This is a genomic window from Bacillus sp. AFS041924 (assembly GCF_002577195.1).
Lineage (GTDB): Bacteria > Bacillota > Bacilli > Bacillales > Bacillaceae_G > Gottfriedia.
Genome location: NZ_NULG01000004.1, coordinates 66284 through 78527, shown reverse-complemented (window position 1 = coordinate 78527; position 12244 = coordinate 66284). Strand labels below are relative to the sequence as shown.

Below are 12244 nucleotides of genomic sequence, written 5' to 3'. Positions count from 1 at the left end.
CCTCTCTATTGCTTCTTTTGTTTCCCTAAAATAAATACCGGCATTAGCTTGTCATTTTCATAAGCAAATGACAATGATGTAATCGGTACTTTCCCACTTGCAAAGAAACTCATATTCATTTGCGCCATTATATCATAACCTATGTTATTTCGAATGTCAGCAAGGATTAGTACATCCCCGTGAGGAATTCCTAATAATAGTTCGCCTTTTATTTTTGATTGAATTTCTTTAATAAAAGTACTGTTTAATACCCTACTCGCATCATATCCATCATTTGTACGGACAAAATAAAAAATATTATCTGCAACAACATCTTCTTTAACTTGAACAGTCATCTTTCTTAAGTTAAACATAGCAATAGAATGAAGCTGTTCTTTTGTAAAACCTGATTTAGTTAATAACTTTTCATCGATTAATTGATACGTTTTTTCCGAATCAATAGCATAGTAGATTCTTGTTTCTGCAGTATGCTCATTCGTTACAAATAAGTTTCCTTCTTCCTTTTCAGTTGGGAATGAAGTAGCTCGAATAACAGGGCGAATTTGCTCTTCAAGGAAGACGGATTCAGAGTGCATAGCAGAAAGTGCTTCTTTTATATAATAAATTAATTCATTAAATGCCTCTTCACCGTCTGCTTCATACTTTGCTACGGCACTGTTTAAAGAGACACTCATACCTTTATTACTTTCTATCCCTTCAATTCGAAGGTCTTCTTTTTCACGGTCATAGATAAATCGCCACTCTTTATTTCCAAGGCGATTTTCTATCATTTTTTTTATGTCTAGCGTTGTTTTTTTAGCCAATTGTTTTACCTACCTTATTAACCTCTTAATCCTTCAAGAAATTCTTCTACTTGTTCCTTTGTTTTACGATCTTTATTTACATATCGGCCAATTTCTTCGCCCTTATTGAATGCTACAAAGCTTGGTATTCCAAAAATATCTAGGTTTTGGCATACTTCAATAAATTGATCACGGTCAACATAATAAAACGTAAAATCTTTATTTTCATCGATTATTTCTTGAAAGAACATATCTAAAAATCTACAGTCAGGACACCAATTCGCTGAAAATTGGAAGACTACTTTTTCTCCCTGTTTCGCTTGTTCAAATTGTTCAACAGAAGTTATTTTTTCCATTCTTTTTCCCTCGCTTGATTCGTTTTCTTTTATTTTATCTTATTTTCATCGATATGAAAAATGGACGGCTTTTAATTGTTTTTTCCCCTTAATTTCTTGAATTCAAATTGGCCAAAGAGTAGCTCGCAAATATGTTCAAAAATTTGTGTTCTACTTATTCGGCCGTTAGTGAAAATTCCAACTGCTCCTTCTTTACTACGTATATCTTTTTCATTCGTATATCGTTCCATTAACACCGCAAGCTCAGTTCCATTTTGTAAATCATTAATAAATTCGCTAGGCAATAAAATTTTTGCTCCGCTTGCTAAAATTACTTCATTCTCATATACAAGTGCACCCCAGTTACAGAGGAAAAGAAGATCGTTTTCGATAATGACGCCACCTTCTAATCCAATACCTATTTCGGATTCACCTGCCATTCGAGCGTTATGCGCTCTATTTATTGCACCATGCATTGTTTCTTGATCAGTCAAAGGTTGATTTGAAACATTTGATGGAACATCTAGCCCTAAAACTGAAAAATGTTTAAATACATTCTTCACTGCCCCTACCTTAGTAGGATTTAGAGACCCAATCGTTAAGTTCATTATTACTACTCCGTTCATTTGAAATTCACTCTCTTAATGAGTATCGCCTGATTCATTTTTTGCTAATCGATTATTGCTCAAATAGAAAAAAAGCCCCTTTTTTTCGAGGCTTCCTATCTTAATAATTACGTAATGTTTCAACAGTAGTTTTATCAGTCGCTTTAACTAGCTTTACAAGTAATTCCTTTGCAGCTAAATAATCATCAACATGAATAATTGAAGCTGCTGTGTGAATGTAACGAGAGCAAATACCAATTACTGCAGAAGGTACCCCATCATTTGATACATGTACTCGACCTGCATCTGTTCCACCTTGTGAAACAAAGTATTGGTATGGTATTTTATTCGTTTCAGCAGTATCTAAAATAAACTCACGTATACCTTTATGTGTAACCATCGTACGGTCTAAAATTCGTAATAAAACACCTTTACCTAATTGACCAAACTCGGATTTTGAACCTGACATATCATTTGCAGGACTAGCATCAAGTGCGTAAAAGATATCCGGTTTAATCATGTTTGCAGCTGTTTGTGCCCCTCTTAATCCAACTTCTTCTTGAACAGTAGCACCTGAGTATAAAATATTTGGCAATGTATCGTTTTGAACTTCTTTTAATAATTCAATTGCAAGTCCACAACCGTAACGGTTATCCCAGGCTTTTGCCATAATTTTTTTCTCATTAGCCATAGGCGTGAAAGGACATACAGGTACAATTTGTTGACCTGGACGAATTCCAATCTTTAAAGCGTCTTCTTTGTTATCTGCACCAATATCAATCAACATATTTTTTATATCCATTGGTCTAGCTCTTAACTCATCGCTTAATAAATGCGGTGGAATTGAACCAATTACACCAATAACTGGTCCTTGTTCTGTCATAACTTGTACTCTTTGAGCAAGTAATACTTGGCTCCACCAACCACCTAGTGGTTGAAATCTTAGCATACCGTTTTCTGTAATTTGAGTAACCATGAATCCAACTTCATCCATATGACCTGCTACCATAACAGTAGGGCCATCTTCAGCTCCACGTTTCACTCCAAAAATACTTCCTAAGCGATCTTGCACAATTTCATTCGTATATTTCTCAAGTTCTTTTCTCATAAAGTGACGTACTTCATGTTCAAATCCTGCTGCACCTTGTAATTCTGTTAAAAATTTAAAAAGTTGTAGAGTATCTTGATTCATATTTTCGTTCCTCTCTGTACAAAACATAACTTCTTTTTTTATTTTATCTAAAAAATACAGATAATACCAATGCTAAACGTTGAAATGTTTACCCTATTTGACTAAGATAAGTAGTAGAATATTTTTTAAAAGCGCATAATACATAAATAGAGGTGGTACAAATGAAACTTAAACGCGTCCTAATCGGCTTAGGTTTAGGTGTTGCTGGTGGTCTATATTTACAAAAAAAATTATCTTCACAATATATTCCAGCAGAAAAAGCATTAAAAACAATTAAACCAGTATTTCTTTCATATGGTAATGTAATTGGAACTTGGATTCATTCAGAACCAAAGTGGGCAGACTTACCTGATTATGAAGGTGATGTTTATGAAGGTGGTTTTACAGTTGTAGAATCAGATAATGATACCACAAACTATTCATTCATCATTAATGCTGTAAATGGCGAGCTAATTTCTGCTCAAATTGTTTAGAAACAATCAGTAAATTATTTGGAGCGTTCGATTGACTGTAATACATGTCCATCTGCGCTCCATTTTATTGCTCTATACACATCATCATGGTAAAACGTAAACCAAGAATTTTTTTGCAAACCAAAATTAACCCATTTTTCTTTTGCATAAATAGATGTCATTGGATAATCGTCATATGCCATAACCCATAGAGGTGATTGATGAGCATGTGTAGGCATTAAATCACCCATATGCAATAATAATTCATCTGCAGTTTCAATTTTAATAATGCTGTGTCCATCGCTATGTCCACCAGTATGGATAATCGTTATTTCATCTGTTAGAGAATATTCATTTTCAAATAATATTACTTGATGCCCAATCGCTTCCCAATTTTCTTTCCAATATGTATTACTTGAACGGATATTCGGTTTTCTCATTTCATCCCATTCAATTTGAGAAGTAATGATCTTGGCATTAGAAAAAACCGGTTTAAATTCTCCATTCTCAAACTGCGTTAATCCACTTGCATGATCGAAATGCAAATGTGTCATAATGACATAGTCGATATCGTCTAATTTTAATCCGTGCTTCGCTAATGAATCTTCAATTGTAGAATCCTCAGTTACACCAAAATTTCTTTTTTGTTGCTCATTTAATTTATTAACACCAATACCACTATCAATGATAATATTTAAACCATTTGTTTGAATAAATACTGGATCAGTACGCAATGGAATTTGGTTTTTCTCATTAACAATATATTTTTTTGACCAAAGCGCTTTTGGAACAACTCCAAACATTGCTCCACCATCTAATTGGGTATTTCCTCCAGTAAGCCACTGAATTGTACAAGTACCAATTTTTAATTGTTCCATACGTATCCCCCTTCTTTTTTACTAGACTTAAATATTATACCACTTTTTCAAATATGCAGAATATTTAATGATCAGGTTTTAGGATATGATAGAAAACGCATGATGGCAGGGAATTCATATGTTTCTTTAATAAGAATTGTAAAATCTCTCTTTTTTTCTTACATAAATTTATTCATTTTAACTCATTACTTCTATGCTATTTTGTTTAATGGAAATTCCCACTTACTGGACATATTGGATACTTATATGAAACTTTAAGGGTTACTTCATAGGGCATACATAAACCCGAAATTTTTATGCTTGTAGATCCATGATAAGATTCCTTCTGAGGTTTTATTTAGTAAGGAGTGAGAGACATGAAAATGTTGGAACAATTCCTTTTATATTTTTCATTAGGATTTTTTATTGTGTGGTATTTTGTTCGACCTATATTGGTACTTATTTTGGGACTATTAGATAAAAAAAAAGAAGACCACTTATCGTTTGATCATGGAGAAGGAGTTAGTGTTGTCATTCCATGCCATAATGAAGAGGAGACTATAGAGGAAACAATACGAAGTGTTTTAAATCAAGTGATGTCCTGTGCAGTTCAAATTATCGTAGTAGAAAATAATTCTACGGATCGTACATTTGATGTGGTGCAAAAGTTAGCTGAAAAATTCTATCAAATTAAACCATATTCACTTACCATATCTCGTTTCAAATATGATGGAACACGCGTAAATCCCATTAGTTATGCATTGAATTTCGGGATTGGAAAAGCGACCTTTCCTATCATCCTTCGTTTAGATGCTGATACTCAACTGGGTGAACCTAATGTTTTAAAAAAAATGGTTCTACCTATCATTCAAAAACAAGCCGTTTTATGTGGATGCAATGTAGGATCAGAAAACGACAAAGAAAATATTTTAACACGCCTGCAAACAATTGAATATTTCCTCGCAATGGAAGTAGACCGTAAAGCCCAACAACTTTTACAAACCTTAGTTTGTGCTTCTGGTGCTATGCAGGCTTTTTGTAAAGAAGCATTTCTAGCAGTTGGAGGATATGAAGACAACATTCATGTCAGTGAAGATATGGATCTGACACTGAAGATGCACCGTATCGGATGTGTACAATTCATTAATGATGCAGTTGTCTATACTGATACACCAAATAATGCCAAGCAGCTATTCAAACAGCGAACTTGGTGGACATATATTGGTATGGTTTGCGCATATCAACATAAAAAAGGACTTTTCAACAGGGAATATGGCAAATTTGGATTGATGGGTTTTATTGGATTACCTTTAAAGATCTACTTATCCTTTCAATCTTTTGTCTCATTAATCATAAGGGTTATTGCTTCAGTGGTCTCTGTGCTTTCAGGTATCACAGTAAACCTAACTGAGACTTTTATTACTATAACTTTGATACATGTTTTACTGGATGCTTTTGCTATACTAATCTGTATCCCTGTCGCCAAAAATAAACAAGTGATTTCGAATTTATGGTTAATTCCTATCTTTTCCTTAATATATGGACCGTTATTGAATCTAGTAAAAGTATACGCTGTATTCAGTGGAATTTATAAAGTTAACAAGGAACGAATAGTGAAATCTAAACAAATTGAAAAAACTTCAAGTGTACAAAGAGCATTATAGCTATTGACTGAGAATTGACTTCTAAAGAGACAAAATGGAAGATACTATACTAATTTTGAGGACAATTATTTTCCAATATTCTTTCACTTTAACCAAGCATAATAAAAAAGAAAAAAGCAGGATGAAGGAAAANNTTTTCCTTCATCCTGCTTTTCCTTATCTCTACATTTACATTCTAAAAGCAGCTTCAACGCGGTAAATGCGATTTCCTTTTGAAGAAAACTTTTCTTCGTATTCAGTCATAATATTTCCTTCAAAATCACTATGATGAAGGTCTAAACTTAAGAAATGCATTGTCATTCCATAGTTTGCCATACTCATAATTGAATACTCAAATAAACCTTGATTATCTGTTTTAAAATGAATTTCTCCATCATTTTTTAAAATTTGTTGATACATATTTAAAAAAGTTTTTGATGTTAATCGACGTTTTTCATGACGTACCTTTGGCCATGGATCAGAGAAGTTTAAATATACTCGGTCAATTTCCCCGTCCTCAAAGAAATCCGTTAAATTTTGAGCATCTACATTTAACAGCTTTAAATTAGGAACATCAGCTTCAATTAATTTATCTAACGCATCAGAAATTACACTTGTATATTTCTCGATGCCAATATAGTTAATATGAGGATTAGCTTTCGCCATACCTACCATAAAACGACCTCTACCAGTACCAACTTCAATATGAATAGGTTGGTCATTTTGGAAAACGTCTTTCCAACTTCCTTTTTGTTCAGTTGGATTTGGTATTACGTAATGAGCATTTTCTTTCACTTGATCTGCCGCACCCGGCTTATGTCTTAATCTCATAAGTTTTTTCTCCCTCTCTAGTTTTGCATTTTGTATCGTTCTCAAACAAAAAACCAAGCACTAAAAAGGCACTCGGTTATTTAGGTATAGTATAAAATCATTTCGTGTAACACAGACTATTTCAAGTGTACTAATAAAAAAAGGATGTGAATTTATGCCTTTAAACCATGAGCATCAGTTAACAATTTTACGTGATATTTTAATGAATCATCAATCTGACTGTTGTGGAACCATATCAGAATGTGAACAATTAGAAAGACTTGTTCAATCCTTATTAACAAACGATCAAATAACAGATGATGTAAAAAGCATGTTAAATGATGTTTATTATTACAGTCAGTCTGGAAAGTATTCATCTGATTTAGATCAGCACATAACGAATCACCAAAATCAACTATCTCAATGGGTAACTGATTTCAATACTTATTCTTAATCTATATGACAATTTCCGAGGAAATTTTTATTTAAAATTTAATATCTTCTCAAGCAGGCTCTCCATCTTTTGAGTCTGCTTTTCATTTTCACGTAAAGTATACCATTTTATCCAAATGATTGTTTGAGCGACTACATACCAAGTCATTCTATTCAATAGTTCTTCAGTCAATTTTATCCCATAATTCCGAAGCCATTTTCCCCAATCATTCTGTTCTACATAGGTAAACAAAAACATTCCTAAATCAAATGCTTTATCAGCAATGATTGCCTCATCCCAATCAATTAAATATAAATTATTTGCCTCAGTAAGTAACCAATTATGATGATTTAAATCACTATGACAAACAACTAAATCCTCTGGATCGAAGGATGGCATGTTTTCTTCTAAATATTCAATACCTTTTACAATAATCTGGCTTTGGGTATACTCCTCAGTTAGATTACCTACAATTGTTTGAAGTAAATCCTGAGGTTCTAGCGGATTAATGCCTAGCTTTGTTAACATATATAACAATTCTTTGGAAGAATGGATACGATATAAAAACTGCGCAACCCCTTTCACAGACAGCTCAGCAGGTTCTAAACTTCGTGCGATCACCCACTCTTGAGCAGTAAGTACATCACCATTTTCTAGTCTTCTAGTCCAAACTAATTTTGGAACAAAACCAGCTGCTGATAGCACTGCTAAAAAAGGAGAAGAATTTCTTTTTAGAAATAATCTCTTATCATTATTTTCAGCTATATACGCTTCACCAGTAAAACCACCGGCTGGCGAGATTGTCCATTCTTTTCCCAGTATTTCTTGTATATGATTATCCATTGTTCTTCCGTTCCTTGTTGTTATATATGTTTTATATGTTTGTATTTTAAATATATTTTATTACAAAAAGAAAGATAGCCTATTACAATTAGCTGTAATAAGCCATCTTTTACAAGTTTACATCGTTTAATTAGAATCTGCAAGTAGTTGCTAGTATTTTACTAATACAACAGTCGAAAGTGATGGTATTGGTAATTTATAACACTCGATTTTAATTCCTTTATCAACATAATGATTCTTTCCATCCCATACATATTCCCATTGATCCTCATTTCCGAGATCAATCGTAATATCATTTAGTCCATTATGGAATAACACCATTATTTCTTTAACACGATCTATCTTTTCTAAATCGCTTATTCGATAACCAATTAAATCTCGATGAAGATTGATAGGCTTTACATATCTTTCAATTTCTTCTTTTAAAGAAAAACGCAAACAATTAAAGCGCTTTCGAATCGTAATAAATTCTTTAACAATATTGATTGAGGAAGCTTCACGTTCCGCTCTTGCCCAATCAATACTATTAATTGTGTCCCCCGAATTGTAACTATTTTCTATGCCTTTTTTTGTTCGGTAAAATTCTTGCCCACTATGAAGAAACGGTACTCCAAATGAAAGTAATACGATACTTGTTCCAAGTAAATGCCTCTTCTTCAGTATTTCCTCGTTCTCTTTTTGATTGGAAAGCTTTAATCGATCCCACATAGTGTGATTATCATGTGATTCAACATAATTTATTGATTGATAAGGCTCTTTAAATAAATTTACTTGATTACTAATTCCAACACTACCTAAAAGTAGGTCGGATATATACTCATTATGAATATTATTACCTTGAATAAACCCAATTTCTTGAAATGAAAAAGTACTTCCTTTTATACCATCTCGAAATTTATCATTAAAAAATCCAACCTTTGAAAGTTGATGACTTTGGTTGATTGTTGCTTTTCGAGAAGATGGACTTAATGCCGTATTCAAATCCCAGCCTTCACCAAATATGATTATTTCTGGTTTTATCATTGTCAGTTCAGTCACAATTTGATTCATTGTATCCGTATCCAAAATACCCATTAAATCAAATCTAAACCCATCAATATCGTATTCCTCAGTCCAATATTTGATAGATTGGAGAATAAAACGCCTAGCCATCAATCTTTCAGATGCAAAATCATTCCCTACACCTGTTCCATTGGATGGTAAGCCACGTTCATCTTGTCTAAAGTAATATCCGGGTACAATTTTTTCAAACTGACTAGTTTGCAATTCGTAAACATGATTGTAAACAACATCCATAATAATCCGCAAACCATGTTCATGATAAACAGAAATAAGTTTTTTTAATTCATTTATTCTTGAGATTGGTTCGTCTGGTTTTAAACTATAACTGCCTTCTGGTGCATTAAAGTTCAATGGATTATAACCCCAATTGTAGCTTTGGAAAGGGTTATTTTCATCTATACCTTCAAAATCAAAAAATGGTAATAATTCAACGTGCGTAACGCCCAGTTTGCATAAATAATCCAAGCCTGTTGAAAATCCGTTGTATACCGTATCTTTTTCATGAAACCCTTCAAACGATCCCTTTTTTCGAACCCCACTTAGTGGATGTGAAGTAAAATCTCTAATACTAACTTCATAAATGATGCAATCAGTATACTTTTTTGGTGGTGGGCTATTTACTTTACTAACTTCACTACTCTTTGATAAATCAATCACTACACTATGTTTACCATTTAAAGTAACCGCTTTAGCATAAGGATCCACAGCTTCACGCCAGATCAGATTAACACAAACCAAATAATTATAAACTAAACCATCACAATCTTGATCAATTACCGCTTTCCAAGTGCCATTTCCATCTCGTTCCATATACTTTTCAGTGAATTTTTCTTCTTCACCATATTTATGATAAATTCTTAATTTAACCTTTGAAGCAGTAGGTGCCCATAGTTTAAATTGTGTAGATTTACGTGTATAAATCGCACCTAAATCCTCGCCATCATAAGCATATTTTTGATCAAAGTCCCTCGAACGAATAACTCCGCCTACTTGCAAATCTGTACGAATTCCAAATTCATCTTCAATCTCATACTTTTTTTCTAACAAAAGGACATTAGGTGTTAAAACAGTATATTTAAAAAATCTATCATACTCAATTCGTGAGACGACAAGAAGCTTAGTTCTCCGACCATCTTCTTCGATTAGTTCAAAATATGAATGCATTGTATGTTTGTTCGATTTGGGAATAATCATTGTTATTTCTTGAAATCCATCTATATAAGCTTCAAAAGCCCTTTTAATATGAAACAACGCTATTCACCATCCAGACTGTATATTTAAACCTTTTCCATTAAAGCTTAAGATTTTCGATATTTATGATATCGTTATGATTAGTATATTCACCAAGAGATAAAATGGATTCAAAACACCTAACTGAGGAAGGTAACTGTTGTTTTTTGTTTTTATTCTTCTTCAGAAAAGTATTCATTAATACCTTTAATTATTTCATTTAATAGGTCTAAATCTTCAATTTAATCGATTCAGCAGGCAAGTAACTTGGCTTATTAGAAGGTTGAATCTTATATAAAACGATTTCATTCACTTTAAAATTTAACGCTTCTTCTTCCCAACGAAGTGGTACTTCAAATTTTTTATCGAGCATATTATTATATTTCTTTGCGATTGTAATATGCGGATTATAAGGACGTTTTTCAATTGAAATTCCAATTTCTTCACAAACATTTCGAATCTTAATTTGTAAATTCATTAATTCATTACTATTCTTTAAACCAAACCACCATACACGTGGCTGTAAGTCACTTCCAAAGATTCCTAACTGCTGAATGGACAAATCAAAACTTTTAAAACCATCAAGTTCTTTTTGTAAGTGATCCATAAGCTCTACACATTTTGTATATGTAACTGGACCTAAAAATGATAAAGTAATATGAAAATCATCTTTGTAAGTCCACTTCTTAAATGGTAATTTTGAATACCATTTTTTTGAATAATCATCTAATAATTCTTTTATATGAATTGGCAATGGAACAGCAAGGAAATAATGTTCACTCAACTCACGCAATCTCCTTTTTATCTTTTATGTTAGAGTCCTTTTTTAAGTATTGCATGATTCCAACTGCAACTATACTCAGCGATCCGAATAAAATATAAATTGCTTTAATTGAAAATGCCTCTGATATAAATCCACTTACAAAAGTACAGAACCATTCTCCCAAACCTAAGCCTAAACCAGAATAAATCGTAACGGCTGTTGCCTTTAAAGAATCTGGTGCTTGTTCTCTTACAAATTGGAGAGCTGCGGGAATAAATAATCCAACTGATAATCCTTGTGTAAGACAAGATAAAAATAAGATAGGCATCGGAGGATTTGTAAAATAAAAATACCATCTTAAAGCCGATACTAAAGCGGTTGCAATTAATATATTATATATCCCAAAACGATTAATTAATCTTTTAGCTACTTGTAAAAACGGCGCTTCGCTTCCTGCAGAAATTAGAAAAGCAATACCAACACCTGTTAATGTTCCACCTAAGGATTGAATATATAAACCGAAGTAAGTATTATTTGCACTAATTGGTCCAAAAACTAAAAAGGCACAAATTAAAAATAGCAAAAATCTTTTATTAGATAGCAAAATTGGTACACCTTTTAAGATTGGCTCCCTTTTGCTAATGGTCGTAGCATTTGGAATAAAGATTGAAATGCCAAACCCAACTAAAACACAAAATGCAAATATGAAAAATATAATTGCTAAACCGAAAACTTCAGCTAATCTTCCCGAAACTAATACAGCAAGAGCAAAACCGATTGAGCCATATAATCGAATAGCTCCGTAATTCCCACCAATTTTTTGGACATAATTCAGTGCAATACTATCTGAAAGAGGAATTAAAGCACTTTGTGTCATTGATAACAAAACGACAACAAATAAAAGCATGCCATACGAAGTAATTGTAGAATAGAAAAGTGCAATTATAATTGTGGAGATTTGCGCTATAAGTAACATTTTTCTAGGATTTAGCGTCATGTCACTAACCATTCCCCATAGAGGCTGTGAAAAAATTGCAACGATCGGCGTAAGAGACATTAATATTCCAATTTGTGGAGTTGACAAATCCAACACATTTTTAAAGTAAGAAGAAAGTAACGGTCCTAATGATCCTATTGCAAAAAATAAACAAAAATAATAGCTCTTAAAAATTAGTAAGATGCTATTTTTACGTGCTTGTAATGTGTTCAAAATAATCTTCAACTCCTAAAAACCTAC

Annotated in this window: 13 protein-coding genes; 3 read left to right on the top strand and 10 right to left on the bottom strand. The window is 32.7% G+C overall.

What is annotated here, in order from left to right:
• Positions 1-5: 5 nt before the first annotated feature.
• The 4 genes from COC46_RS01210 to COC46_RS01195 form a co-directional block, all read right to left on the bottom strand.
• A complete protein-coding gene (locus COC46_RS01210; RefSeq protein WP_255294778.1) occupies positions 6-803 on the bottom strand; it encodes a DUF1444 family protein in 798 nt (265 codons plus the stop codon).
• A gap of 17 nt (positions 804-820) precedes the next feature.
• Entirely contained in the window at positions 821-1138 is a 318-nt protein-coding gene (locus COC46_RS01205) for a thioredoxin family protein (protein ID WP_098119528.1), read from the bottom strand.
• Positions 1139-1209: 71 nt separating this feature from the next.
• The gene (locus COC46_RS01200; protein WP_098807946.1) at positions 1210-1725 is read right to left on the bottom strand and encodes a DUF84 family protein; all 516 of its coding nucleotides are present in this window, start codon (positions 1723-1725) and stop codon (positions 1210-1212) included.
• Between the two features lie 118 nt (positions 1726-1843).
• A complete protein-coding gene (locus COC46_RS01195; RefSeq protein WP_098807945.1) occupies positions 1844-2914 on the bottom strand; it encodes a M42 family metallopeptidase in 1071 nt (356 codons plus the stop codon).
• A 161-nt stretch (positions 2915-3075) separates the two neighbouring features.
• On the opposite strand from COC46_RS01195, the gene COC46_RS01190 reads away from it, so the two are divergent.
• Positions 3076-3387 (top strand): PepSY domain-containing protein, encoded by a 312-nt coding sequence (locus tag COC46_RS01190; protein WP_098807944.1) that lies wholly within the window; start codon positions 3076-3078, stop codon positions 3385-3387.
• Positions 3388-3401: 14 nt separating this feature from the next.
• On the opposite strand, the gene COC46_RS01185 is transcribed toward COC46_RS01190, so the two are convergent.
• The gene (locus tag COC46_RS01185; protein ID WP_098807943.1) at positions 3402-4244 is read right to left on the bottom strand and encodes a YtnP family quorum-quenching lactonase; all 843 of its coding nucleotides are present in this window, start codon (positions 4242-4244) and stop codon (positions 3402-3404) included.
• Between the two features lie 356 nt (positions 4245-4600).
• Between COC46_RS01185 and COC46_RS01180 the strand changes: the two genes are divergently transcribed.
• Positions 4601-5887, top strand: a complete 1287-nt coding sequence (locus tag COC46_RS01180) for a glycosyltransferase family 2 protein (protein ID WP_098807942.1) — start codon at positions 4601-4603, stop codon at positions 5885-5887.
• Positions 5888-6055: 168 nt separating this feature from the next.
• Here COC46_RS01180 and trmB read toward each other — a convergent pair whose 3' ends face one another.
• Entirely contained in the window at positions 6056-6697 is a 642-nt protein-coding gene (gene trmB, locus COC46_RS01175) for a tRNA (guanosine(46)-N7)-methyltransferase TrmB (RefSeq protein ID WP_098807941.1), read from the bottom strand.
• Positions 6698-6851: 154 nt separating this feature from the next.
• Here trmB and COC46_RS01170 point away from each other — a divergent pair, with 154 nt between their 5' ends.
• Positions 6852-7130, top strand: coding sequence for a YtzH-like family protein (locus tag COC46_RS01170; protein WP_098807940.1), 279 nt, complete (start codon positions 6852-6854; stop codon positions 7128-7130).
• A 27-nt stretch (positions 7131-7157) separates the two neighbouring features.
• Here the strand turns inward: COC46_RS01170 and COC46_RS01165 are convergent, their stop codons facing one another.
• The 4 genes from COC46_RS01165 to COC46_RS01150 form a co-directional block, all read right to left on the bottom strand.
• A complete protein-coding gene (locus COC46_RS01165) occupies positions 7158-7952 on the bottom strand; it encodes a phosphotransferase family protein (RefSeq protein ID WP_176545015.1) in 795 nt (264 codons plus the stop codon).
• Positions 7953-8102: 150 nt separating this feature from the next.
• Complete coding sequence (gene pulA / locus COC46_RS01160) at positions 8103-10265, bottom strand: type I pullulanase (protein ID WP_098807939.1); 2163 nt, start codon at positions 10263-10265, stop codon at positions 8103-8105.
• A gap of 208 nt (positions 10266-10473) precedes the next feature.
• Positions 10474-11028 (bottom strand): RNA 2',3'-cyclic phosphodiesterase, encoded by a 555-nt coding sequence (thpR, locus tag COC46_RS01155; RefSeq protein WP_176545014.1) that lies wholly within the window; start codon positions 11026-11028, stop codon positions 10474-10476.
• Position 11029: 1 nt separating this feature from the next.
• Positions 11030-12217 (bottom strand): MFS transporter, encoded by a 1188-nt coding sequence (locus tag COC46_RS01150; protein WP_176545013.1) that lies wholly within the window; start codon positions 12215-12217, stop codon positions 11030-11032.
• Positions 12218-12244 lie beyond the last annotated feature (27 nt).